Raw genomic sequence first — 26,695 nt, 5'->3', positions numbered from 1 at the left:
CTAACACCTCATATAGCCACCGGGCACAGATACAACTGCCCCATTTAATTCTAATTCTGCAAGCTCACGAATCACTTGCTCAACGGTGCATCCACTACGTAAAATGATCTGATCAACAGTAGTCATTTCAAAACCAATGAACTTTACTAGGTTTTTATTCCCGCTGGCAAGAGGTAAAATTGCTTTACTCGTTGTTTGTTCTTTTGAATCAATCATTAACTCTTCGAGAACATCAGCAACCGAAGTAACTAATTTAGCTCCTTGCTGTAACAGGTAATGACACCCTCGAGCCAAAGGATTATGAATAGAACCTGGAATCGCTAGCACATCGCGATTTTGTTCTAAAGCCATTCGTGCTGTGATTAATGAACCACTCTTTATTGCTGACTCAACAACCAATGTGCACAATGATAGACCACTTATTATACGATTTCTTCTTGGGAAATGTCCAGCAATTGGCGGACTTTTTAAAGGAAATTCGCTTAATAGTAAACCATTTTGGCTAATATGTTGCGAAAGTTTTACATGTCGATACGGATAAATACAATCAACACCGGTACCTAAAACAGCGATTGTTTGGCCTCCCGCCTCTAAACATCCTCTATGAGCCTGCGCATCAATACCTAAAGCTAAACCACTTACAATTGTAACTCCATAAGCTGCAATTGATTTTGCAAACTTCCTTGCATTCTCGCTTCCAGTTACTGTCGGATTACGACTTCCCACTATAGCAAGCTTTGGTTGCTGCAAACAAGAGAGTTGACCTTTCGCATATAAAACTATAGGAGGATCAGTAATTTCTTTTAATAAAGCGGGATACTCTGGCGAATCCCAAGTCAGAAGATGATGATCGTCTGCTGCGTTAAACCAGTCCAAATCTGTTTGAATTGAATTGAACTCAAAATTAACTATGGTTTGCGCTAAAGCACTAGGCACACCTACTTGCTCTAATTCAACGGTTGAGAGCCGAAACATTTGTTGTAAATCAGGCCAGCGCTGATGCAACTTTACTACGGTACGTGGTCCGACTTTTTCCATTCGGTTTAAAGCAAGATAAAAGGGTAAATTACTCATGGATTAGTCACCGAGTTTAACAAATAAACAGCTCGCGTTGAACGAACAATCACAGCAAAACTTGCCTTGGTGAATACCCGAAAAACCATAACCTCTCCAATACGCTCAGGCGGCAATTGTATGGGTGCTAATTTATACTTAGGATCAGGAACTATGCCCGAATCTCTGTAAATACCAAGCACATCCCCAGCTCCCAGTCCATCACGAGCACCTAAGCTAATCACCACAACACCTCCTACAGCTTCTTGAGCATTTCCATTAGGCATTCCATTTGGCATATCAATGATATAACCCTTCACAAGAAAACTTGGGGCTTTAGGTTCAAAATACAAATTAAATTCGGGGCTATTATTAATCAATACACTGTCATGGACTTTAACTCCTTCATTGATACTGGTTAATACAATAGTAGCAGGTTCACCACCTGCAACCAGTTCAGAATAACCCACTAAATCTGCTCTATATCCTAAAAACTCTTTAGTCCTGGGATGCTCATAATTTTTACCGCTCCTAAAAACAGAATAAGCAGGATTACCTCTTACTGGTAGCTCTCGAGATGGATGCAAGCCTTGTACATAAGCTTCATCTCCTTGCCCCCCCATCATATGTTCTCCAACGAAAGCTACAATATAAGGCGCCCAATTAAGAACATCCTGATCCAAAATCAAAGATTCATTCAAGAAAGGCTTTATATCGCTTAATGGAATCGCAGGAACAGCCTCATCAAGAGGCATAGGACGTACATTAGGTGATAATTTTACCGTGCCATTGGATAACACGTTGATGTATTGTTTGTTGCCCTCATCGGCTAAAATCAGAACTGCTCCTGGATATAAACGATTAGGATTTCTTATCTTAGGATTAGCATGCCAAAGCTCTTTCCACTCCCAAGGATTATGCAAATAACGATTAGCAATAGTCCATAAAGTATCTCCATGCTGGACTACATAACGTCGAGGAGCATCTGACTTTAAACTTAAGGCATAATTCAAAGTAGAAAAGAAAAAAAACAATAACGAGAGAACGAGCCTCATTGAGTCAATCCTTTGTTGGAATATCTTGCAGCCTTACAATATATCAAGGATAATATCATGATTTTTATGCAGAGAACCAGATAAACGATGGCTATTCATACAATTCTTTACTTACCTGATGCTCGATTAAGAGAGGTTGCAAAACCTATTGTTCATTTTGATGACAAATTACAAACTCTAATTGAGGACATGTTTGAGACTATGTATGCCGCTCGTGGTGTAGGACTTGCAGCCCCCCAAATTGGCGTTAGTCTGAGATTATCCGTCATCGATGTTGTAGGTGATAAAAAAAATCAACTCGTGATTATTAATCCTGAAATCATAGCTTCTGAAGGCAAAAAGAAATTTGAAGAAGGCTGTCTCTCTGTTCCTGGCGCTTATGATACAGTGGTTCGTGCAGAAAAAGTTACTGTAAAAGCGTTAGATAGAACAGGTAATCCTTTTGAAATCCAAGCTGATGGCTTGCTCGCTGAATGTTTGCAACATGAAATTGATCATATGAATGGTAAGCTATTCGTCGATTTGCTCTCTCCATTAAAAAAAGCCATGGCACGAAAAAAATTAGAAAAATTCAAACGTCAACACGCACGCAAATCATGAATCAATTAACTATAGTTTTTGCGGGTACACCATCATTCGGCATTCCTTGTCTTGATGCATTATCGTATTCAAATCATCATCTCAAAGCGATTTATACTCAACCTGATCGACCTGCAGGTCGAGGCCGAAAGCTACAGGCTTCTGCTGTAAAAGAATGGGCTATAATTCATCAAATCCCAGTCTATCAGCCTGTTAACTTTAAAACCCCTGAGGCAATTGCTGAGTTAGTTGCTTTAAAGCCAGATGTTATGATTGTTATCGCGTATGGATTAATACTTCCTAAAGCAGTTCTTGAAATTCCTAGATTAGGCTGTATTAATGTACATGCTTCTTTATTACCGCGCTGGCGTGGAGCTTCTCCAATACAATCAGCTATCCTGCACGGTGATCAAGAAACTGGAGTCACCATCATGCAAATGGATGTAGGGTTGGATACTGGAGCGATGCTGCATAAAGTAACTTGTCCTATCATACCTACAGAAACGGCAAGCAGTTTGCATGACAAGTTAGCTCAAATTGCCGCTCAACCCTTATTAGATACACTTAATGAATTAGCCAACCAAACGATAAAACCAGAAATCCAAAAAAATGAATTAGCGACTTATGCGAATAAAATTAATAAAGAAGATGCATGTATTAATTGGCAACAAACTGCAATAGAAATTGATCGAAAAATTCGCGCCTTCAATCCTTGGCCTATAGCGTACACGTTCTTTGGCGAAGAAATTTTACGTATTCATCAAGCCAAAGTTATTGCAAAGCCCTTTGCAGAAACGCCCGGAACAGTAGTCAGCATCGATAAAAAAGGGTTACTGATTGCAACTGGGAGTCAAGGTTTGCTAGTAGAAAAAATTCAGCTTCCTGGTGCTAAAATCATCTCTATATCAGATTGGTTAAATTCATCTAAATCACATGTGCATGCAGGTTTCTGTTTTGATGAACAAGAATAGCCCCCCTTCAAAATTCGCCGCAGAGAGAAAAGTGCGAAACGACTCGAAACGCAATACTGCAGTGACGACGCAAAAACATAAGGACTCTATATCAACGACATCATGCTCCTCTGCAGTAGAACCGCGAAAGAAAGCTAATGAACGACTACATGCCCTAAAAATTATCACCCACTTACTGGTTGAAAAAAAGCCCTTATCGCAGCTTATGTCATCTTCTGCAGAAATTTCGCCAATGACTAAAGAAATTTGCTTTGGTTTTTGTCGACATTATTTTCGTTTGCAGGCTCTAGCAAATTCCCTCATTCAAAAAAAACCTAAAGAAGTAGAAGTTTGGATTGCCCTATTAATAGGCATCTATCAATTACACTATATGAAGTTGCCTGACTATGCTGTTGTTCAAGAAACCGTTGCATTACTTGAAAAAATAAAAAAAGGATGGGCCAAAGGCCTTCTGAACGCAGTATTACGTAATTTTTGTCGCCAACAGAATGAAATTCTCAATCGACTCAATAATGATCCCTTATTTCTTTATGGACACCCCGAATGGTTATTGAAACGATTACAAAAGGATTGGCCTAACGACTGGCAAACTATAGCTAAAGCAAACGATACTCATCCCCCTATGTCTTTAAGAGTCAATCTGCAAAAAATATCCGTGTCTGAGTACTTAAATATTTTAAAACGAGCAGATATTGCGGCAGATTCTCATCCTATAGCGCCAGAAGCAATCGTTCTAAAAACACCTTGTGACGTACATCAACTTCCCGGATTTACTGAAGGTTTAGTTTCAGTACAAGATAGCGCAGCTCAATTAGCAGCTTCATTATTATCTTTAAAACCAGGCCTCCGTGTGCTTGATGCCTGTTGTGCTCCAGGAGGGAAAACCTGTCATATTTTAGAAAAAGAACCTCATCTTGCAGCATGTGTTGCTGTGGAGATTGATTCTAAAAGATTAGACCGAGTTCGAGAAAACTTAAATCGCCTCAATCTGCATGCTACTTTGGTTCAAGGCGATGCATTAGTCCCTTCCCAATGGTGGGATGGGCAGTTCTTTGATCGTATTCTATTAGATGCCCCTTGCTCTGCAACTGGAGTAATTCGACGCCATTCCGATATCAAATTACTCCGAAACGATGAAGAAATTGTCGCTATTACAAAAATCCAGCATGCTATGCTTCAGGCTTTATGGCCTCTATTGGCAAAAGGAGGGATACTTGTTTATGCCACATGCTCGGTAATGATTGCTGAAAATGAGCAACAAATAGCTAATTTTATAAAAAACAATCCTGACTGTAAAATAATCTCAAAATCTTGGCCCTGGGGACATACAACAAAATACGGTCAACAAATTCTACCTGGGGAACAAGGTATGGATGGCTTTTTTTATGCTGTATTATCTAAGGATGAAAAATGACTCTCAATTGGCCTTTAATCATTGTTTTATTTTGCTTATCCATCCCAGGAGTAATAATAGCGATAAAGCGTTTAATTTATTTTTTATTACCCGATAATTCTGAAGAATTAAAAAAGCGAATAAGTCGTTTTGCCATTCTGCAAACCCTGTTTATGGTTTTTATTTTGAGTATCGCAGGCGCAGTCTTGTCTCCAACAACGGGTTTAAGAGCCCCTAAACTCGAAGCACTTTTACAAGGGACCACTGGAATAAGTACACTTTTACCTATTGTATTACCTACAGTCTTGTATGCATTTTTTGGACTTCTTATTTTTTGCGTTCTGTATTATGGAGTAATAAAACGAATTATTGACGAAAAAAGTCTGGAAATCATGGAAAAGATTCGTAGTACTCTTGGTGTTGATGGTTGTATTCTTTATGGAGGCGTAGTTGAAGAAGTAATCGCCCGCTGGGGGCTCATGAATTTAACGGCCTTTTTTGGTTTACTTTTTGCGAAGCAGTATCTCAACCTTGCTATTTGGATTTCGATTTTTATTAGTGGGTTAATATTTGCACTAGGGCAACTGCCAGCCTATATTGCTGCTGGTTGTACCTCAAGTCGACGCTTTCTCTATTCCTTTATGCTGCTTAGCCTTTATCAATCCTTACTTTTTGGGTACTTATTTTGGCAATATGGACTTATTACAGCAATATTAGCGCATATGTTGTTCCATTTGGGGTGGGCAATATTTGAAAATGTAAAAAAAACGTAAAGACAATTGGGCTTAATCTTACCTTAACCTTCATCTTTTATTCTACACTCAAGAGTAGTTAACGTTGGGGGTAAGGAAATGACCACATTAAGTAATGAATTTGCTGCATTAGTAAACAAATTACATGAATCACCTAATGATCCAGCCATAAAAACAGCTGTGATACAACATTTACCTAAAATGTTGGCCTTAGCTCAAGATAATCCGATGGCATTATATCATTTAGCACATATCTATCCACCCAATTCTGCTCAGTACAAAAAAACCATGCGTGAATCTGCTAACTTAGGATGTACTAATGCAATGCTGGTAATGTGCCAAATATTGGCAAAAACAGATGATGTGGGAAGAGCAGCTTATTACTTAGGAATGATTCATAAGTCTAATGATTCATACATCAAAGAGCAGGCCCAAAAATTAGTTTCGGAGTATCCTCAACTAGCAAGAACAATGAACGAATATGCGAAACCTAAGTCGTGCCGCCCTAGCAATATTCATCGGTTCTTTACCCGTCAGCCAGAAAAAGAGGTAAACAACGAATATGTAGAAGCAGCTGTAGCGTGTAAAGTTTAATGCAGCTGCATCGTCTGAATACTTCAGTACAGGCTCATACCAGTAAAAAAGTAGCATTCCTGTTCTAGCGGTTTCCATTCATAAGGGTCTCGCCTGCGCAAGGATGACTACTCTATTAACTTAATGGCAATGAGTACAAGAGAAACCTCCTATTTTAATACAAACAATCTATTGGCTCATTTAGTAGGAGTATATGGATTGGATTATTATTTTAATAAAAAATTATTTGACTACCAGGTAGTAAGCTATGCAAAATAAAATTGATGAAACAATTAAATATATTGAAAATGTTCCAGCAACTCAAGTTTTAGAATTGATCAAATCGGGTATAGAACCAATATATACACATACCAATTTGCAAAGTTGTCAACGTCCCAAGCTAGACATCGCTGAAATAATGGCATGTAACGCAGCATACACTAAGACAGAAAAACCCAAATACCCCTCGGTCCAAAGTCTTATTACTTATCCAATTGAACGTCTCGTATACTTCGATACCATTGCAACCCTTGAAACTGAAGTTCAATGTGGTGAAGAACTGGATTTATATAAATACATCGACTACATTTATGACAAAGTTTCTAAAATCAACTTTAAAGAATTTGAGCAAGCAATTAAAGAAACAGCAAAAATTACTGCTCTAAAAGCCTTTGACACGATCCATACAAAAGAAGAACTCGATCCTTCGTTGGCTAAATACAAAGAAGTATACGATAGAATAAAAGCTGCCTTCGAAAATGAGCAATATCAAGTATCCACAAAGTTTCTAATGAAGCACCATATTAATCCAGAGGAAGCGTTCCCTTTATTAGTAAAAATGACCATGGAAGATATGGTTTATAATGAAGAAATGAAAAAATGCATCCAGATGAATATTACTCCTAAAATAAAAGAAATTATTGACCAGGTTGTTGCTACAGAAACTCCTTTCCCTATCCATGATTCAAAGGGAAATGTCATCGGAGAAGCCCCCTTGCAAAAATTATCAGTACACCAAGGAGAAGAGAGGGTAACATTTATGTTGGCTGGAGCACCTGCATCAGGAAAAGGAACCATTCTCGCTCGAGTACTTCATGAAGCAAAAACAACAAGAGGTATCGATGAGCGAGATATGGTTAAAATTAACACAGACACACATCGCATATTAGTATGTCAAGGATATCAGGAACAACTAGGAACGGATAAAGAGCTGCATGTATCGTTAAACAATGACGAAGCATCTTATATTACACTCATGGGTTACGAAAAGATGCGCCAAAAAATTAGCCAAAATTGCGCTCCCCATATGTTAATTGATGGAGTAGCTCCAGCTAATGATAGAATTCAACTAGGAACACAAAATAATGGCAAACTTGAAATTTCAATTGTTACTGTTGATCCTGAAAGTTCAGTAAAAAGAGCCCAACACCGTGGAGAGAGTACCGGTCGTTATGTACAAACTTCCTATTTAATCAACTCCCATCGCAATGTTACTGTAGCAACTTATGACATGCTTTCCAATCAAGAATTAGTTGGAACTAAAGATATTCAAGTCTCTATTTATGATACTAACGTGCCACAGGGTACTACTCCTGTTTATGTTGCATGGATAGATATGAAAGATAAAAAAGCAGAAATTTACGATTCGGAAAAATTAGCAGAATTTCGTGGTAAAAGACATATAGAACCAATTCTTAATAGAGATCAATTTTTTTCTCACCAGAGAAAGAGAAATTTATCCATCAGCTCCAATGAAATATTATTTAAATCAGGATATGATGTGAACGAGAACAACGATCAAAAGCTGGATTGTTAACTACTTACCCTGAACCAGAGGAAAATCAAATGCCGTTTAAACCAAATGAGTCAGAGAAATTAAAGAAACAAAAATCTTTTGATAAAAAGGAAAAAATTAAGGAATACGAGAAAAACGAACCCTTGTTTGACGATGATTACATTGAAAAACAGTTGCAAGAAGAATTATTGAAAGAAAGAGAATCAACTGATGATAATAAAGATGATGAAAATCATACAGCTGGATCAAGGTTTGGTCAACGCTAGAAAAATAGTTTTATAATAATAAAATTATAACCAGGGCGCTTACCTTAAAAGCAGCGCCCTTTCTGGCCTTTACAAAAATAAATTTAACGACATATTTTAAAATTTAAACCAACAAAAATCGAAAGTTCTTTTGGATCTCATTCAAATCAAACTGATTTAAGTATAAAGAAAAGCTCATCCAGGCACTTAATGCAGCCAAATCTTGGAATGGAGGTGGAAGATAAACAGGATTAGCTAATATCCCACTCTCTTTTAATTCAGTCAGTAAAGGCAAATCGTCCAAAACTAATTTACCTGTAAATAATAATGGAATCGATTCAACATGCTTTTTGCTTATGGCAAAACGAATGTAATTGTAAATCAACACAAAACCTTTGGCATAAGAAAGATCTTTTGTAAAAGGGCCTCCGGTTGGTATACTGCCTCTAAAAACGCGCACTGTTTGATTATAGCTGTCTTCTTCACTCAAACCACATCCCAAAAAATAATTATAAATATCAAGAAAATCTGCTCCTTGGGTCACCATATCTAAAGCAATTACTCTGTTAGTAATTTTTAACATCCGACTAGGATATGAAGAAAAGGTGACGACCTCTGTGATCACTGCTAAACCTTCCTGGATGACACTACTGGATGGCGAGCCTTTGGAAAGAAAAAAACAATTAGGTTGCATCGAACCATTCAAAGTTGTACCCACATGAACCCATCCTTCATGCACTTCCAAATAACGAAGATCTCGATCACTAAACATAGCTTGTTGGCTCAGTTTAATACTGTCAGCACCTGCTGAAGCATCTGCAATCATATCATCGCTGACCATAACAGTGACTTTACCTGGATGCTTATCAAAAAACTGTCCTAATCGAGCTTGTAAAATTTCTTGTGCTTGTTGCGGCGTATAATGTTTTATATCTGCTTCTGATTGCAATTGAACGCTCAGGCCAGTTAATACATCAAAGAGTAATGTACCCATCTCTGACATACGCGGCCCCCCCGCATAAAACACATCATTGGGGCTGCCATACAGCTCTGTCGCTATTTCGGAAAATGCGGGTGTACCTCGTGCAGCGAGCATTTGTATTGCCCTAATGTATTCTTCACATTGGCGTCGAATTAAACGAGTTAAAGTAGAATATTGCCCTAATTGATTCTGAGCATCACGCAAAATATTACGGAACTCTTCTTGCTTTTCAAAAACATTAAAGGGTAAAGGCTTTTTCTCATAATATTCTTTATCAACCAGCGGCAACTTCTTATCTTTATGTTTAAAAAACTCTTTTTTTATGGAATCATCCCATTTGATACTATCAAGAATCCTGATCTTGCGTTGCGCCTCTACAATACGCTGCGATAAATCCTGAACAATACGTAATTCAGCTGATTCTGACATATAATAAACCCTCTATGATACAGGTGGAACAATACTCACACGTGCATCCTGGTTTTGTTGCGGCAAATCATAAAAATTACTAATGTTTGCCCTCGATAACGGAGGAGGAACTTCCAATGTTGGACCATTGCGACTATTTAAGTAAAGACGCTCTCCATTACTTGCATAACGACTGCATCCAGAAAATACCAGTGCAATACAAACAAGAATAAAACTCAATTTTTTCACTTAGATCAACTCCAAACTCATCAGTACTTTTTCTAAAGGTTCATGGTGTTCTTTTGATAAACACGTCAATGGCATTCTTAATTCATTTTCCATTAACCCTATCTTGTTTGCTGCCCATTTTATAGCAATAGGATTTGTTTCAATAAACAATAATTCATATAAAGGTATTAATTGCTCATTGAGACGCAAACATGCTGCATGGTCTCCATCTAAAGCTAAATCACATAATTTTGCCATTAATTTAGCAACTATGTTAGCTGCCGCAGAAATATTTCCCTTCGCTCCAGCTAACATCCAAGATGCGGCAGTAAAATCGTCGCCACTAAAAACATCAATACTCCCTTCAGAAAGACGTAAAATTTGTTGTAACCGAGTCATCTGCCCCGTTGCATCCTTTATCCCCACAATATTAGAAATTTTCGCAAGTCGAGCTACAGTTTCAGGCAACATATCACAAGCTGTTCTACTTGGGACATTATAAAGAATAATAGGCATAGCTACTGTCTGAGCTATTTGGCAATAATGTTGATATAAACCTTCTTGAGTCGGTTTAATATAAGCAGGAGTCATAATTAATGCAGCATGTGCACCACATTCCATTGCTTCTTGAGTTAATTGAATGCAATCACGAGTTGCATTCATGCCCGTCCCAGCAATTACAGGTATACGTTCTTTAGCTTGATCGACCACTGTTTTAATCACAAGAATCTTCTCTTCGTGGGATAAAGTTCCTGATTCACCCGTAGAGCCTGCCGCAACAAGACCATGGCTGCCCATTTCAATATGATATTCCACGAGTTCACGTAGACGAGACACATCTACTTGATCATTGAGCATGGGGGTTAATAAAGCAACTATGCTTCCTTTAAACATATCTTCCTCTATTTTTTTATTGTTGATAGTTCTAATACTACTGGAAAATGAGTGTCAGAGTAAAATTTGTCTTATAAATGGTTCAATAAAAACAAATAATGGTTTATTTTTATTCAAAATAAATATTTTTTGTACTAAGATCATAGTGGAAATATAGAAATTAGGATTTTTTGCAACAAGAGTCAATGGGTAAATGCAAAAACTCTTAAAAACAAAAGGGAGTTCATTATGAAAAAAATTATTGCTCCATTATTTTTTATCAGTTTGTCCGCTTTTATACTCGGTGGTTGCACTAGTACGCAAGTAGGAACCGGTGTTGGTGGTGCAGCTGGAGCGGGTATAGGATATGCTGCCACAGGAGGAAGTGCGGTTGGTACAATAATAGGTGCAGGAGCAGGGGCACTTATAGGAAATGCTATTGGTCAACAACAAGACCGACGCTATTATTACCGTAATACTTATTATCGCCCTGGTTACAGATATTATTATTACTAATGCAAGAAAATAACTTTAACCTCTATTTAAAAGAGGTTAAAGTTATTATTTTTAGCCTTTGAAGTGTTATTCTGTGTAACGTATCTATGAGAAATTATTTAGCATCAAAAATTCTTTGTGAAGATTAAGCAATATTTAACTTCCATTGCTATACTATTTAAAAATTTAGGTCAATCTACGTGATTGCCCGTTAACTCAAAAATAATACAAGGATTGTAATCATGCGTTTACAAAACAAAGTAGCTATAATTACTGGGGCTGCCAGTGGGATTGGTAAAGAAATTGCTTTGGTTTATGCAAAAGAAGGAGCAAAAGTTGCAATTGCTGATATGAATTTATCTCAAGCCAACATCACTGCTGAAGAAATAAACTCTAAAGGTGGAAAAGCAATGGCAGTTGCCATGGATGTCACTAATGAGAATGAAGTTAATCAGGGAGTAGATGCTGTAGCCGAGCATTTTGGCGGCGTAGATGTTATGGTCAGCAATGCCGGAATTCAAATTATTAGTCCCGTAGATCAATTCGCTTTTTCTGATTGGAAAAAATTGCTTTCTATTCATTTAGATGGTGCTTTTTTAACAACCCGTGCTGCGCTAAAACACATGTATGCCTCTGGTAAAGGAGGAAGTATTATTTATATGGGATCCATACATTCAAAAGAAGCCTCTAAGCTGAAAGCAGCTTATGTAACTGCAAAACATGGTTTACTCGGTTTATGTAGAGTAGTAGCCAAAGAAGGCGCAGCTCATAATGTAAGAGCAAATGTCATTTGCCCGGGCTTTGTACGCACACCACTTGTCGACAAACAAATTCCTGAACAAGCTAAGGCCTTAGGAATTACTGAAGAAGAAGTCATTAAAAATGTCATGCTTAAAGAAACCGTTGATGGAGAATTTACCACAACGGATGATGTAGCACAAACTGCTTTATTTTTTGCTTCTTTTGAATCCAATGCACTTACCGGTCAATCACTTATAGTCACTCATGGATGGTTCATGGAGTAATAGGACATAGACAAAGTCTGTCTCCATACACACATCAACAAGGAGTTTGGAAATGAATGAAGCAGAGGTAATAGAACAGGCTTTTGCGATGCCACTAACAAGTCCCGCTTATCCACGGGGCCCTTATCGCTTTATCAATAGAGAATATTTAATCATTACTTATGAAACGGATATGGATTTATTGCGCAAAATAGTCCCTGAACCTTTAGAAGTAGTAGATCCTTTAGTCAAATTTGAATTCATTCGCATGCCTGATTCAACAGGATTTGGTGATTATACTGAATCAGGACAAGTAATCCCTGTCCGTTATAAGGGCAAAATGGGAGGGTATACTCATGCGATGTTTTTAGATGATCTTCCTCCCATAGCAGGAGGCCGAGAGATCTGGGGGTTTCCTAAGAAATTAGCCCAACCAAAGCTCGAAGTCGCTCATGAAACACTGCTCGGTACCCTCGAATATGGGCCTTTTCGTGTCGCAACTGCAACAATGGGCTACAAATACCAAACACTAGATGTAAAAAAAGTAGCTGAGTCAATGAATGCTCCTAATTATTTGCTCAAAATCATTCCTCATGTGGATGGCAGTATCCGCATTTGTGAGCTTGTCGAGTATCACTTAGAAGATGTTGTTATCAAAGGAGCCTGGCAAGGACCTGCTCAATTAGAGTTAGCACACCATGCATTAGCTCCAGTAGCGAGCCTTCCTGTTCGTCGCATAGTTAATGCAGTACATATATTATCCGATCTCACTTTACCCTACGGTAAAATTGTTCACGATTATCTTAAGTAAAGATTACTCGCTCATGTAATGGCCCCCTGCTGTTGCAGAGGGTCTAGGATCATAAAGTGCGCATTCACTCTCATTCATCGAGGCTACATTTGGCGCATCATGCGCTAAAATCCATCCTTTCACCAAGAGGAAAGCCTACTGAACGGATACAATTTCCTGATTTCAATGAATCCCTGCTTTTACAAGAATGATTTCTTTGAAAAATTTAGAATTAGCGAGAAGCGCTTAACATCCAATGCGCTTTTTCATGCGCTGCAATACGCTCACTTAATAATGCTACAGTACCTTCATCACCATTTTCTTGAGCTAAACGAACTGCTTTATTAAGGTCCGTAACTAAAGCCTCATGATCTTCAGCTAACTCGCTCACCATCCGATTTGCATCAGCACTAGAATCACCGTCTTTAATTGTTTTTAATGCATTAAACTCAGAAAAAGTAGCTGGAGCTTTATGACCTATAATTAAAATTCGTTCTGCAATTTCATCTACAGCATCTGCTAATTGTTTATATTGCATTTCAAATAATTCGTGCAAACTTTTAAATTGCACACCCTTAACATGCCAGTGGTAATTTTGTGTTTTAAGATACAAAGCATATGTATCGGCTAATACTACTTCCAACTTTTTAATTATTGTTCCCATCGTTACTCCTAGCTTTAGACGTTCAAATGATCAATAGCTCTCTAATGTCACAAGTATTATAATATTTCATGGCTATTATTATCTAAGTTAATAGATGATGTCTATCATGTAACTTTTAAAAGCTAATGCTCTATAAAACCATTGCAGACTGCAGGCTCACGGTTTTCAAGAAAATTACCTAATTGTATTGCAAAAAATCCACCCACGGATGGAACGTAATAACCAATTACACCACCAATCACAACAGATAGCATAATAATACTTCCACCTAAAATGACATGATTTAAATGCTTTTTTTCAACAGAAAAGGTAGCTGCACAAAACATCACTGCCCTATTAAAAAGAATAAGTAATGATTGCCTTGAAGCACCTAATAATTTAGACCAATAAACAAAATACTGTTATTTTGAAGGACTCGATTACATATTCCACATAATTTATTTCTTTCATTAATTAATGATCGCTCACAAAAATAACCCTAAAAAAAACCCGTCATAAGACGGGTTTTAAAAGAACAGGCTTTTGAGAGGAGGCTTACATCATGCCGCCCATGCCTCCCATACCACCCATTCCGCCCATGCCGCCCATGTCACCAGCACCAGCTTCATCTTTCTTTGGTAAGTCAGCAACCATGCACTCGGTAGTCAGCATTAAGCTTGCTACAGAAGCAGCGTTTTGTAATGCCATACGAGTTACTTTAGTTGGATCTAAAATACCCATTTCAACCATATCACCGAATTCACCAGTAGAAGCATTGAAACCGTAGTTATCTTTGTTTTCAGCTACTTTATTCACAACGACAGAAGCTTCATAACCAGCATTAGATACGATCTGACGCATAGGTGCTTCAATAGCGCGACGTAAAATGTTAATGCCCATATTTTGATCGTCGTTATCGCCTTTCAAAGAATCCAGAGCTTTTTGTGCACGGATTAGAGCAACACCACCACCAGCTACAATACCTTCTTCAACAGCAGCACGGGTAGCATGTAATGCATCTTCAACACGAGCTTTCTTCTCTTTCATTTCTACTTCAGTAGCAGCGCCAACTTTAATCACGGCAACACCACCAGATAATTTAGCAACACGCTCTTGTAATTTCTCACGATCGTAGTCAGAAGTAGTTTCTTCAATTTGAGCACGAATCTGATTAATGCGCGCATTGATTTCAGCAGCCTTACCTTCACCATCAATGATTGTTGTGTTTTCTTTAGTAACGACGATGCGCTTAGCAGTACCTAAATCTTCTAAAGTAGCTGCTTCTAAACTCTTGCCAATTTCTTCAGAAATTACTTGGCCATGAGTCAGAATTGCGATGTCTTGTAACATTGCTTTACGACGATCACCAAATCCTGGGGCTTTAACAGCACATACTTTAACGATACCACGCATGTTGTTAACCACTAAAGTTGCTAAAGCTTCACCTTCAACATCTTCAGCAATAATCAATAATGGACGGCCTGATTTTGCAACACCTTCTAATACAGACAACATGTCACGAATACTAGAAATTTTCTTATCAACTAAGAGAATGAATGGATGCTCAAGCTCACAAGTCATGCTTTGTTGATTGTTGATGAAGTATGGAGAAATATAACCACGATCAAACTGCATACCTTCAACAACAGATAATTCATTTTCTAATCCATTGCCATCTTCAACAGTGATAACGCCTTCTTTACCTACTTTATCCATTGCACTAGCAATAATTGAACCAATTGCTTCATCAGAATTGGCAGAAATAGTACCTACTTGTGCAATTGCTTTGTTGTCTTTGCAAGGCTTAGACATAGCTTGTAGTTTTTTGGTGATTGCAGTAACTGCTTTATCAATACCGCGTTTCAGATCCATAGGATTCATACCAGCAGCAATTGCTTTATAGCCTTCAACTACAATAGCACGAGCCAGTACAGTAGCAGTAGTTGTACCATCTCCAGCGGTATCAGAAGTTTTAGAAGCGACTTCTTTAACCATTTGAGCGCCCATATTCATGAAGCGTTGATCAAATTCAATTTCTTTCGCAACAGACACACCGTCTTTAGTTACAGTGGGCGCACCATAAGCTTTTTCTAAAACAACATTACGACCACGAGGACCCATGGTCACTTGAACTGCATCAGCTAATGCATTAACACCAGCCAGCATTTGTAGGCGAGCATCGTCACCAAAACGTAATTCTTTTGCCATTATCTATTTCTCCTAATGAAACAAATTATTTCTCAATAACACCCATGATGTCGTCTTCACGCATCACAACCAGTTCTTTACCGTCGATTTTTACTTCGGTACCTGAGTACTTACCAAATAAAACAATATCACCTACTTTCACTGCTAAAGCGCGAACATCACCGTTGTCTAATATTTTACCTGCGCCAACAGCAATGATTTCACCACGCATTGGCTTTTCGGTAGCGCTATCTGGAATCACAATACCACCAGCTGTGGTACGTTCTTCTTCCATACGACGAACAACAACTCGATCGTGTAAAGGACGAATTTTCATGCTTCTATCTCCTGATTAATTAAACTTTAAACTCATTTACAATATTACTGACTCGCATATGGGGACAAGCAAAAAACTTTCAAGGGTAAAAACAAAAAAAATTTTAGTTTTAACTTTATTCACACTACACTATGTTCTGATATAGTTATTTTATACTTGCATTGCTGTCCTAGTTACAATTTTTTATTACAAAAGGTTTTCAGAATGAGAAAATGGTTTTTATTGCTACTTTGTTCTATTATTACATTTGCTCTTCATGCAAACCCACTTCCTGCTTCAGAAGTATTTCACGTGAATGTAACAAAAGTTGATCCCAATACTTTTGCCGTCAATTTTCAAATAAAGCCAGACTATTTCCTATACAGCAAACGTATTAAGTTAACATCTAAAACAGACAGTACCATTAATTTAGGGCCTCTTCGTTTGCCTCCTGCAGTAAACAAAACAGACAAGCAAGGACATGTTTATACTGTGTATCGCAATCAAGTCTCTATTCCAGTGAGTATTTTAGCAGACCAACCAGGAGAAACTTATGTGGATTTGCACTACCAAGGATGCTCCGACGACGGTTTTTGTTATGCTCCAGAAACAAAAGCAATACGGTTATCTATAGATAACAATTTAGCTTTGACTCAAGCAAACCTGGAACAACTACGTAATGTACCTGAAGTTGTAGAAGAAACTCAAAATGATAGGATTTCAAAAGTCTTTTTGAATCATAATTGGCTTTTTATTCTTATTACTTTTTATGGTTTTGGTTTACTCTTATCATTTACTCCGTGCATCTTGCCTATGGTTCCAGTTTTATCTGGGATCATCGTGGGTCATGGGAAAGAAATTTCCACTCAAAAAGCTTTTTTCCTATCGTTAAGTTATGTCTTAAGTATGTCAATAACCTATGCAATAATTGGAGCTGTAGTCGCCCTACTTGGTGCCAATTTGCAAATCAGTATGCAATCACCTTGGGCTATAGGAATATTCAGCTTAATTTTCATTCTTTTAGCCTTATCTATGTTTGGATTTTATGAATTTAAATTGCCGCATTCTTGGCAAACAAAAATACACGGTACAAGTAATCGAAGAGGCGGCCACTATCTAGGAGCCGCAATCATGGGGTGCTTGTCTACTTTGATTCTGTCTCCTTGTGTTACCGCTCCTTTAATTGGGGTACTCACCTATATTGCCCAGACTGGAAATGTCCTGCTGGGTTGTTTGACTCTATTCATCTTGAGTTTGGGAATGGGCACACCATTACTGCTTATCGGTACGTCTGCAGGCAAATGGTTACCTGAAACGGGCAGTTGGATGAATACGATTAAAGTACTATTTGGCATTCTCTTCATTGCGGTTGCTATTGATTTAATTTCTCGTATAGCACCATCTTTAATAAGTATGGGATTATGGGCCTGTTTACTGATATTCTCGGGTATTTACAGTGGCGCACTAACCTATTCAACAACAAATCGTGAAAAATTCAGTCAAGGAGTGGGACTGATTTTGCTCGTATATGGTTTCTTAATTTTAGTGGGTGCAAGCATGGGGGCAACAAGTCCTTTGCAACCCTTAACTACGGCACACGCAACAGAGCCCCTCCTCATGAAATCACAACAAGTACAGACCTTAAGTGACATAAAACAAGCCATTTTAGAATCGCAAGGCAAACCAATTATGTTGGATTTTTATGCGGATTGGTGTCACTCCTGCACAGTGATGGAAGCAACAACATTCAAAGATCCTCGTGTGCAAGATGCTTTAACCCGATTTTCCGTAATCAAAATCGATGTAACAGCACAGAATGCAGAAAATAAAGCCATACTCAATTATTTTCATGTTGTAGCCCCCCCCACTTTTATCTTTATGAATACAAAAGGTAAAGAATTAGCTCATTTTAAATTAGTGGGCGAAATTTCAACCGATAAATTTTTAAAAACTTTAGAGCAAATTCAATAAGCGTTAATAGTTCACGTTAACTTACATTTTAATTTCGTATGAAACTCTCAGAAACAAACCACGGCATATCCTATATGTTAAGTTGTTCATCTTGAATTTCAATTGCAACCCATTTACTCAGAAGCTATTATGCCACAACTTCTTATAACTCATTGTAAAAAATAAATTATTTGTAAATTTCATATCATATATAAATAATATTTATTGGCAAAAATACGACTCTATGTGCAAATATTTGCAAAACTTAACTTTTTAGGAGCATTTAATAATGACAAAGAAGAGCCATCATGAGTTAAATGAGGGACAAATGATAATTACCTTTGCAGATCTTGAAGGCGATTTAAATTTTTTAGAGAGAAGCCTTGCTCTTTATAAACAAATATATAGAGAAAATTTTCCGGATCATCTAATTACTGAAGAAGATTTAACCCTAGTAACCCAAAACGGCAAAACCTACATCAAGTTACCAGATAATGTTTTTTGCGTGAATATAGGTGACCTTACTGATAAATCACGCAGTAATACAGGTCAAAAAAAACCTCGGAATATACGTCTCGTTGAAATTATCAACAATACCCATGAAGTATACGGGGAACAGATGGTTTCCATTCTTGGTAATCGCGAAACAACCAAATTTCGCATCCTGAATGAACTAAATATTGAACATATCAATACGACATTTCAAAATGATGTTCTATTATCTCCAGAAGAACTCAAAAAAACAGGCGCAGCCCGTGATTCATCTTTGGTATGGGTAGATGGTCCAGCTAAACCATTTTTAACTTATCTTAGAACAGAGCTAAAGTGGCCCGAAGGATTAAATTCTGATGAGTTAACTGGTTTATTTAATCAACTAACCGAGATACAAAAAACTATTTTATATACGAAATGGATGTTGGCAAACAGCACGGGAGCCCCTGCATTATGGGAAGATCTGGCTCTTGAGCTAGGTTTTGCTCATTGGGAAGAAGATAAAATAGTGGTTGATAAAGAAGAAGAAACTTTAAGATTTGTAAAAGAATACTTTACAAATCCTAACAGTCCTTATGTCAAATATCTTAGTCATTGTCAATTAGGTGCACAAATTGGTAGTACTTTATTTACTCATGGGGGTATTGAAGACAATTCCTTTATATTGCCTAAAACTTTAAAAGAATTAGTTGATCAGGAGACATTATCTCAAATTTTCAAAGGCAATATACCTCAAGAGAATGGAAATGGAATGTTAATTGCACGAGATCTCAATGAATTGTTGGATGCTGAAAATACTTGGTATGCTGCGTTATTTGATTTGTATAGTAAAGCCAATACCTTAGATAAACAATCAACTTTACGTCTTAATAAAGGTCTTGCTGAACTCATTAATATGGGGCTCCCAGCAGCTCGCAATAATGGAGCATCTTTAATCAATATAAAGTTTACTGATGACAATGGTGCCTTCGGAAATAGTTTAAAAGAAGAAACTTTTCGTAAGTTGTCATCTTGTGGTGTGCATGAACTATATCATGGTCATATGCCAGCAGAACGTCCGCGTATTGGAAAAACCGTCTATCACATCGATGATAAAGAGATAGTGCTCCATCGCATTGGTGCAGATACGTGTAATTATCGTAAGCATGAAGCAGCTATTGCAACAACCATTCAAAAAAGGAACGGTCTAAACCATCTACAAATAGATCAAATTGATCAAAGTGAAGATCACAATCGGCGCACCACTATGGTTCCTTTAAAAAATCAAGATGGTACCCTAGTGAAAAAAAACCTTCAATCGCTCATTGGAACGCCTGTTAAGCTATCTGATACGGATAAAGGCTGGAATATTGTACGATATTTGAGAAATGAGCAACAATTTGAACTCTTTAAACAAAATGGACCTCCAGATTTTAAACCAGAAACCAAAGTAATAAGTATCGCCTCATTGATAGATTTATTCTCCAAAGAGCTGATGAATAAGGAAAAGGCATTAGATAGAGCCAACCGTTTGACAAATGAAACGAGCAGGACTCTAGATGAAACTTTAAAACAGCATAATTCTATTGAAGAAAATAGAAAGGCATTAAAGGCTGCTAATGTATTAATCGATGAAAAAAACAAGGAAATTAAAAAATTAGAAAAAGCATTGGCTGAAGCTAACTGGTCAATAGATAACATGAACAAGCTATTAATAAATGGTATGAGGCATGTCTTAGAATTCACAAATTTCGCTAATACAAGCTTAAAATTCGAAAATGCAATCTTGAAGTCTCTTGTAAATAATGAAACTGAACATAAATATTTTGCTCTAATTCAAAATAAACTGTTGCCGATGACCCAAGAATACTACGCTTATCTTAAGTCTCAAGATTTAACAACTATGGATGAAACCAAAATAAAAAGAACACAACATAAAATTGCATTAATGGAACAACTAATACAGGAGTTGAATGATACTGACTCTTATTTGAGACCATCCGATCGCGTTAATCAGTTTTTTATTACCCTTAATAATGGGGCAGAAACTTTAAAAGTACATCGTGATTCTTTTTCAAGATACATTACCAAGGTGTTGACAGCGGCCCAACTGCTTATCTCAACTCTTTTGGTACATTTAGGATTTTTGGCTCCTTTCATTCCCAATGAGAATATAGCAAGCAATCCTATGAATCTTTGGAAATCCCGTGGTACTAAACTTCATGAAAATTTGGAAGAAGCTCGGAAGAGTATGTCTCTAAATTAACGTGAGTTATCCCGTAAAATGCATTTATACGGGATCCAGTTCCAAATAAAATTTGTTTTACATAAGAGCATAGGCCGGGCCTTGGCCTAACGCTCACTGCCATTAACAAAACCATCATCTCAGCCCACACCATCCACACCAAACATGAGAAAATTAAGTAAGAATTAAGTAAGAATTATTGGAATAGTAGCGAATAAGAGGTATAATTAGTTCATTTTTTTTACAGTTAAAATTATATGAATCATAAAGTTGGTTTTGTTAGCCTCGGTTGTCCTAAAGCTCTGGTTGATTCAGAGCGAATTATTACCCAATTGCGCGCCCAAGGATATGAATTAGTCTCCAGTTATCAAAATGCCGGTGTTGTCGTTATTAATACTTGCGGTTTTATTGATAGTGCAGTTAAAGAATCACTAGATACCATTAAAGAAGCAATGGCAGAAAATGGACGTGTAATTGTTACCGGCTGTTTAGGAGCTAAAGCTGACATCATTAAAGAAGCATGTCCGGATGTTCTTCATATTAGTGGTGCACATGCCTACGAAGAAGTCGTCAATGCAGTTCATCAACATCTTCCTCCTCCAACCGATCCTTTTATGCAACTTGTTCCTCCACAAGGAATTAAATTAACCCCACGTCATTATGCTTATTTAAAGATATCTGAAGGATGCAATCAAAAATGTACTTTTTGCATCATCCCAACCATGCGTGGAAAATTACAAAGTTATCCAATGGCGCAAGTATTAACCGAAGCCAAGAAATTAAAGGACGCAGGAGTTAATGAAATTTTAGTTATTTCTCAGGATACGAGTGCTTATGGTATAGATACACGCTACCAACCTGTGACTTGGCAAGGAAAGGCCATTAATACACGCTTTTTTGAGTTATGCGAACAATTAGGCGAACTAGGCATTTGGATTCGTTTGCATTACGTCTACCCTTACCCCCATGTTGATGAAATTCTTCCTTTAATGCGCGATGGGCTTATCCTTCCTTATTTAGATATTCCCTTGCAACATGCAAACTCAAGAGTACTTAAAGCAATGAAACGCCCAGCAAGTAGTGAAAATACGCTCTTACGCATTGCTTCTTGGCGTGAGATTTGCCCTGAAATTACACTTCGCTCCACGTTTATTGTCGGCTTTCCAGGAGAAACCGAAGAGGAGTTTGAGGAATTGCTCGATTTCTTAGAAGAAGCACAATTAGATCGCGTAGGTTGCTTTAAATACTCCCCTGTGGAGGGGGCTAAAGCCAATGAGTTAAGTAACCCAGTTCCAGAAGAAATAAAAGAAGAACGTTACCATCGCTTCATGCAATTACAAGCAGAAATGAGTCGTACTAAATTAGAAAGTAAAATCGGTACAACTCAAACTGTATTAATTGATGAAGTCCATGACGATCAAATTATTGCGCGTAGCAAAGGTGATGCGCCAGAGATTGATGGCCTTGTTATTCTGCCCCCTACCCCAGGAATTAAAAGTGGCTCTTTTGCGGATGTCATGATTACAGATAGTGATGATTATGATTTATATGCAGAATTCAACGATTAACCAAGAAACTCACGGAAAATGGTCATAATCTCATTCTGCATGCCATCACTACTTACCGTGCTTGGGCGTAATAAATTCAGATGTAATAGCTGATGGTGTTTTTTATAAGCTTTTTTCAAAAGAGTATATTGTTCTTTGTTTAAAACACCAATTAAAAATAAATGATGCAGTTGGCTTAATGTGTGTGTATAGCGAACCAAAGAAGGGTTCCCTAAATTAAGTATCAAATACTGTACTAAAAACTCTAAATCTAACAACCCTCGAGAAATAGGATCCCTATCTTGATAGTGTTCCATCTTGGATCTCATAGAAAGTACATCATGCTGCAGGGTCATTTTATTTCGTTCTATTTGGACTACTGATTTTTTCAATTGCATAAAATGATGTCTAATTTTTGCATTTCCACTTAAGATCCGTGCTTTTAATAAAGCCTGGTGCTCCCATGTCCATGCCTGTTTTTTTTGGTATTCAACAAATGCATCAACATGACTCACCAATAATCCAGCAGAACCCGAAGGTCTAAGACGTGTATCCACACTGTAAAGAACCCCGGATTGGGAACGAGTTGTCAACATATGCAAAATTTTTTGGGTCAACCGCGTCACTAAAGCTTCTTCTGAGGATTTTTCACTGTATAAAAATACCAAATCCAAATCAGACGCGTAGTTCATTTCACGACTACCTAATTTTCCATAAGCAATGATTGCAAAGTGTGATTTGGTTTGCTCCATTTCAGGATAACGTAAACATAATTGTTCGCTTGCGAGTAGTAAAACCTGATTCACAATCACTTGGGCAACATCGGACAAAAATTGTCCAATTCTCACAGCACTGCTGAAGCCATAACATTCTGCACGAGCAGCCATCAGCCAATTAGCTAATTTAAACTGACGCAGGATTTCTTCTTGCAACTCAATATCATCATGATGAACTAATTTTTCAATCAATTGCTGTTGTAATTGATGTAAAGATAATGGTCGCCATTCCTGTCCTTGATCCAGCAAGACTTCCAGCAAAAACGGTTGATTCACCAATAATGATGTAATAAAGGGACTATGAGCAAACCAAAATAATAATTCAGTAAGTACTTGAGGATTTTCAGTCATTAACGCCAGATAAGCACTACGACCTACTATATTTTCAAGCAAGTTCATCACTTGCAATAACACCTCATCCGTTTTTTCAACATGCGTGAGTTCAGCAAGCAACATAACCATTAATCGATCCAAACGCATACGTGCACTTTGTGTTAAACGTCTACATCGAGGACTATGACGGAAGGAATGAATCATCTGATAACAATAAGAGGCGTTTGTAAAACCTAAGCTAGTTAATAAATTAATCGCCATACTGGTTTCGACATGTCCTTGCCAAAGGCTCGATAACTGATTAGCCAATAATCGCCTATCGTCTTCATAATCTTTGACCTTACCCAGTACTGAATGAAATGCATAGCTAATAATACGTTGATATTTGTTTAATTTGCAGACTAAATCACCCCAAGAGGAAAACCCCATAGCCAAAATAACTTGCTCTTGCTTTATTGGATCTTCGGGTAAAGAATGAGTCTGTTGATCATTCAAACTTTGTAGAACATTTTCTAATTGGCGCAAAAACAGATAAGCTTGTTTTAAAGCCTCGGTATGGGGTAATAATTTCTCCCGTTTCAAAACAGTCAGTGCTGATAAGGCATTTTGTTCTTGTAATTGAGGAAAACGGCCACCACGAATTAATTGAAAATTTTGAATAATAAATTCGACCTCTCGTATTCCACCTTTGCCTCGTTTTATATCATCTAATCGGGGATTTAACTCAACTTCTCTCTCAATCATTGCTTTCATACTACGCAACGATTCAATCACACTAAAATCAACATAACGCCTATACACAAAAGGGACAATTAATCGTTCAAACCAAGGATGTACCTCATCTAGTGACTCAGTAATTACACGAGCTTTAACCATAGCATAACGTTCCCAATCGCGACCTTGTTCTTGATAATAAGTTTCTATAGACGCTAAACTCGAAACCAAAGGACCACTATCTCCATTGGGACGTAACCTCAAATCAACACGAAATACGAAGCCATCTGCCGTTATATTTTGCAAAATCTGAACTAATTGTTGCACTAACTTACTGAAATAAAGTTGATTATCAATACGCTCTTCACCATCAGTTTCACCTACATGTGTATAAGCAAAAATCAGATCAACATCAGAAGAGTAATTGAGTTCTCTTCCCCCTAACTTTCCCATAGCAAGAGTATATAAATGAACCTCATTTGCATCTCTATCACGTGGTGTACCATGACGTAAAAAAAGTGATTGTTTGCAATAACTTAAAACGTTTAATATCAAAGCATCAGCACAATCAGACCAAGATCTCATTGCTTCTTCAACATTAATAATACCGGCTATCTCAAGTAGGAGTAGCCGCAAAAGCTGGGTGTTTCTAAATTGGCGCACCATGCGTAGGTAAGTTGCAATCGGGACACTTAATGATGTGCTTTTTAGCGCATGAAAATAATCCTCTCGAGATAAAGAAGAATGACATTCATCCACCATCAGTAGTTTTTTTAGTAATTGAATATGTCTGCACGCATAATCGCTAATAAGAATCAGTTTCTTGACACTATCATCCAAAGGATGATGTAAATCTGACAGATATTTTTCGATAAACCAGGATTTTGATTGCAGCAACAAAGAGTTTTCCATTTGCATCAATTTTTTGTATCGAACTGCTTTTATTAGAATGGAATGCCGAATTAATACTTAGCATTCCTGCCTTCGAAAGCCTCACACGCTGATGTATGCTTCGTTTCCTCAATATTATTTTCGCGCAGCATAAAATGCAGTTCCATAGTTTTTTATGCCGCCTCCTATCATTTTAGAAAAAATTTAATGCAATGTTTGTCCCTGAGTAAAACAACGTGTAATCACTTGTCGGATTACAAAATCCCCCTGATCCACTCCATATATTGAATTAAAATGTTTCGCTAAAATAATAACCCATCCGGATAAACGAAAATCCATCTTCTTTTCAGCTTGATCTACAACAATTTCAAAAAGACCTAAAGTATCACTTTCACGCTCACTTGCATATTCTTCCATAATCATACGGGCAGTTTGTAAATCTTTGTCTCTGGTAGGCCAATTTTGACTCATATCATTCTCCCTAAAAGCATGATTAGGTTGCTGCAACTTAACGCAATAAAAAAATCAGAAATAGTTTGTTATTATCTCATATTTTGCTCAAATGCTCAATGTTGAGTACAAATATTGCATAGAGTCCATTCCCTAAAAAATTTATTATCACTACATCCCACAGCTTCCTTCGCCCCTAATCGAGCTCTATGAAAACAATTTATCGCTTTCAACACGATAGCAATAGCATGTTTTTTCAAGACAGCATATCATATGCCTATGCACTGAATTTAACTAAATAAACCATGACTTACCAAATATTACCTTCAATCTTATCTGCCGATCTGACTTGCCTTGGTACTGAAGTCGATTCTGTGATGAACGCTGGGGCTGATTTTATTCATTTTGATGTCATGGACAACCACTATGTACCTAATTTAACATTTGGTCCTGCATTTTGTGACGCTTTAATCAAACGCTTTCCCCAACTTCCCATCGATGTACATCTCATGATTCAACCTGTAGATGCACTCATTGAATCTTTTGCAAAAGCTGGAGCAAAGCGTATTAGTATCCATCCAGATGCAACAATACACGTGGATCGTAGTCTCAATCTTATTAAGGATTTAGGATGCGAAGCAGGTTTAGTATTAAACCCAGCAACCCCCATTGAGGTATTAACCTGGTGTGCTCATAAACTTGATTTCGTACTTATAATGACTGTGAATCCAGGTTTTGGTGGCCAAAAACTTATTCCTGAAATCATTAACAAAATACCCCAGATCCGTGAACGTTATCCTCAGCTCGATCTTTGTGTTGATGGAGGCGTTACAATAGAAAATATAGCTACCTTAGCGCGTGCAGGTGCGAATCAATTTGTTGCTGGCGCTGCAGTATTTAAGAGTACTAATTACAAAAACACCATTAGTGCTATGCGCGAACAATTAGCCGATATAAAAAAACTTTAATGTAAGAG

At 37.5% G+C, this 26,695-nt stretch carries 25 protein-coding genes; 14 read left to right on the top strand and 11 right to left on the bottom strand.

Going from position 1 to position 26,695, the window contains the following annotated elements; genetic code table 11:
* Positions 1-1,074 carry a DNA-processing protein DprA gene (dprA, locus tag Lgra_RS04065; protein WP_058498013.1) on the bottom strand — a complete coding sequence of 358 codons (1,074 nt, stop codon included), beginning with the start codon at positions 1,072-1,074 and terminating at the stop codon, positions 1-3.
* Positions 1,071-2,108, bottom strand: coding sequence for a LysM peptidoglycan-binding domain-containing protein (locus tag Lgra_RS04060; RefSeq protein WP_058498012.1), 1,038 nt, complete (start codon positions 2,106-2,108; stop codon positions 1,071-1,073). The genes dprA and Lgra_RS04060 overlap by 4 nt, the downstream gene beginning before the upstream one ends.
* Positions 2,109-2,195: 87 nt before the next feature.
* Between Lgra_RS04060 and def the strand changes: the two genes are divergently transcribed.
* From def to Lgra_RS04025, 7 genes are all read left to right on the top strand, one after another.
* The gene (def, locus tag Lgra_RS04055; RefSeq protein WP_058498011.1) at positions 2,196-2,708 is read left to right on the top strand and encodes a peptide deformylase; all 513 of its coding nucleotides are present in this window, start codon (positions 2,196-2,198) and stop codon (positions 2,706-2,708) included.
* Entirely contained in the window at positions 2,705-3,658 is a 954-nt protein-coding gene (fmt, locus tag Lgra_RS04050) for a methionyl-tRNA formyltransferase (RefSeq protein WP_058498010.1), read from the top strand. The genes def and fmt overlap by 4 nt, the downstream gene beginning before the upstream one ends.
* Entirely contained in the window at positions 3,645-5,072 is a 1,428-nt protein-coding gene (gene rsmB / locus Lgra_RS04045; RefSeq protein WP_058498009.1) for a 16S rRNA (cytosine(967)-C(5))-methyltransferase RsmB, read from the top strand. Before fmt ends, rsmB begins: the two co-directional genes overlap by 14 nt.
* Positions 5,069-5,824, top strand: coding sequence for a CPBP family glutamic-type intramembrane protease (locus Lgra_RS04040; protein WP_058498008.1), 756 nt, complete (start codon positions 5,069-5,071; stop codon positions 5,822-5,824). The genes rsmB and Lgra_RS04040 overlap by 4 nt, the downstream gene beginning before the upstream one ends.
* A gap of 78 nt (positions 5,825-5,902) precedes the next feature.
* Positions 5,903-6,397: a hypothetical protein gene (locus Lgra_RS04035; protein ID WP_058498007.1), complete on the top strand. Its 495-nt coding sequence runs from the start codon at positions 5,903-5,905 to the stop codon at positions 6,395-6,397.
* Positions 6,398-6,644: 247 nt separating this feature from the next.
* Entirely contained in the window at positions 6,645-8,192 is a 1,548-nt protein-coding gene (locus Lgra_RS04030) for a zeta toxin family protein (protein ID WP_058498006.1), read from the top strand.
* 29 nt (positions 8,193-8,221) lie between these two features.
* Positions 8,222-8,437, top strand: a complete 216-nt coding sequence (locus Lgra_RS04025) for a hypothetical protein (RefSeq protein WP_058498060.1) — start codon at positions 8,222-8,224, stop codon at positions 8,435-8,437.
* Between the two features lie 103 nt (positions 8,438-8,540).
* Here Lgra_RS04025 and Lgra_RS04020 read toward each other — a convergent pair whose 3' ends face one another.
* Genes Lgra_RS04020 through dapA form a run of 3 tightly spaced genes read right to left on the bottom strand, consistent with a single transcriptional unit; the run spans position 8,541 to position 10,928 of the window.
* The gene (locus Lgra_RS04020) at positions 8,541-9,827 is read right to left on the bottom strand and encodes a flavohemoglobin expression-modulating QEGLA motif protein (protein ID WP_058498005.1); all 1,287 of its coding nucleotides are present in this window, start codon (positions 9,825-9,827) and stop codon (positions 8,541-8,543) included.
* Positions 9,828-9,839: 12 nt separating this feature from the next.
* Positions 9,840-10,055, bottom strand: coding sequence for a hypothetical protein (locus Lgra_RS04015; protein WP_058498004.1), 216 nt, complete (start codon positions 10,053-10,055; stop codon positions 9,840-9,842).
* Entirely contained in the window at positions 10,056-10,928 is an 873-nt protein-coding gene (gene dapA, locus Lgra_RS04010) for a 4-hydroxy-tetrahydrodipicolinate synthase (protein WP_058498003.1), read from the bottom strand.
* Between the two features lie 228 nt (positions 10,929-11,156).
* Here dapA and Lgra_RS04005 point away from each other — a divergent pair, with 228 nt between their 5' ends.
* The 3 genes from Lgra_RS04005 to Lgra_RS03995 all read left to right on the top strand — a co-directional run bounded on the left by Lgra_RS04005 (position 11,157) and on the right by Lgra_RS03995 (position 13,217).
* A complete protein-coding gene (locus Lgra_RS04005) occupies positions 11,157-11,423 on the top strand; it encodes a glycine zipper domain-containing protein (protein WP_058498002.1) in 267 nt (88 codons plus the stop codon).
* A 221-nt stretch (positions 11,424-11,644) separates the two neighbouring features.
* Entirely contained in the window at positions 11,645-12,427 is a 783-nt protein-coding gene (locus tag Lgra_RS04000) for a 3-hydroxybutyrate dehydrogenase (RefSeq protein WP_058498001.1), read from the top strand.
* A 52-nt stretch (positions 12,428-12,479) separates the two neighbouring features.
* Complete coding sequence (locus Lgra_RS03995; protein WP_058498000.1) at positions 12,480-13,217, top strand: acetoacetate decarboxylase; 738 nt, start codon at positions 12,480-12,482, stop codon at positions 13,215-13,217.
* A 211-nt stretch (positions 13,218-13,428) separates the two neighbouring features.
* Here Lgra_RS03995 and Lgra_RS03990 read toward each other — a convergent pair whose 3' ends face one another.
* The 4 genes from Lgra_RS03990 to groES form a co-directional block, all read right to left on the bottom strand.
* On the bottom strand, positions 13,429-13,860 hold the full coding sequence (locus tag Lgra_RS03990) for a Dps family protein (protein ID WP_058497999.1): 432 nt from the start codon (positions 13,858-13,860) through the stop codon (positions 13,429-13,431).
* Positions 13,861-13,982: 122 nt separating this feature from the next.
* Positions 13,983-14,186 carry an ATP synthase subunit B family protein gene (locus Lgra_RS03985; protein WP_058497998.1) on the bottom strand — a complete coding sequence of 68 codons (204 nt, stop codon included), beginning with the start codon at positions 14,184-14,186 and terminating at the stop codon, positions 13,983-13,985.
* Between the two features lie 208 nt (positions 14,187-14,394).
* Positions 14,395-16,047, bottom strand: a complete 1,653-nt coding sequence (gene groL, locus Lgra_RS03980) for a chaperonin GroEL (protein WP_058497997.1) — start codon at positions 16,045-16,047, stop codon at positions 14,395-14,397.
* A gap of 25 nt (positions 16,048-16,072) precedes the next feature.
* Entirely contained in the window at positions 16,073-16,363 is a 291-nt protein-coding gene (gene groES, locus Lgra_RS03975) for a co-chaperone GroES (RefSeq protein ID WP_058459691.1), read from the bottom strand.
* A gap of 204 nt (positions 16,364-16,567) precedes the next feature.
* On the opposite strand from groES, the gene dsbD reads away from it, so the two are divergent.
* The 3 genes from dsbD (at position 16,568) to rimO (ending at position 22,576) form a co-directional block, all read left to right on the top strand.
* Entirely contained in the window at positions 16,568-18,313 is a 1,746-nt protein-coding gene (gene dsbD, locus Lgra_RS03970) for a protein-disulfide reductase DsbD (RefSeq protein ID WP_058497996.1), read from the top strand.
* Between the two features lie 268 nt (positions 18,314-18,581).
* The gene (locus Lgra_RS03965; protein ID WP_058497995.1) at positions 18,582-21,029 is read left to right on the top strand and encodes a hypothetical protein; all 2,448 of its coding nucleotides are present in this window, start codon (positions 18,582-18,584) and stop codon (positions 21,027-21,029) included.
* A 236-nt stretch (positions 21,030-21,265) separates the two neighbouring features.
* The gene (gene rimO / locus Lgra_RS03960; protein ID WP_058497994.1) at positions 21,266-22,576 is read left to right on the top strand and encodes a 30S ribosomal protein S12 methylthiotransferase RimO; all 1,311 of its coding nucleotides are present in this window, start codon (positions 21,266-21,268) and stop codon (positions 22,574-22,576) included.
* Here the strand turns inward: rimO and glnE are convergent.
* On the bottom strand, positions 22,573-25,296 hold the full coding sequence (glnE, locus tag Lgra_RS03955; RefSeq protein ID WP_058497993.1) for a bifunctional [glutamate--ammonia ligase]-adenylyl-L-tyrosine phosphorylase/[glutamate--ammonia-ligase] adenylyltransferase: 2,724 nt from the start codon (positions 25,294-25,296) through the stop codon (positions 22,573-22,575). The two genes, rimO and glnE, sit on opposite strands and share 4 nt — an antisense overlap.
* Before the next feature lie 177 nt (positions 25,297-25,473).
* Positions 25,474-25,740 (bottom strand): hypothetical protein, encoded by a 267-nt coding sequence (locus tag Lgra_RS03950; protein ID WP_058497992.1) that lies wholly within the window; start codon positions 25,738-25,740, stop codon positions 25,474-25,476.
* A 284-nt stretch (positions 25,741-26,024) separates the two neighbouring features.
* On the opposite strand from Lgra_RS03950, the gene rpe reads away from it, so the two are divergent.
* Complete coding sequence (rpe, locus tag Lgra_RS03945; protein ID WP_058497991.1) at positions 26,025-26,687, top strand: ribulose-phosphate 3-epimerase; 663 nt, start codon at positions 26,025-26,027, stop codon at positions 26,685-26,687.
* The last annotated feature ends 8 nt before the right edge of the window (positions 26,688-26,695 follow it).

The organism is Legionella gratiana, from assembly GCF_001467695.1.
Lineage (GTDB): Bacteria > Pseudomonadota > Gammaproteobacteria > Legionellales > Legionellaceae > Legionella > Legionella gratiana.
Note: the sequence above shows the minus strand (reverse complement) of the source record. Positions and strands in the feature narration are given on the sequence as shown.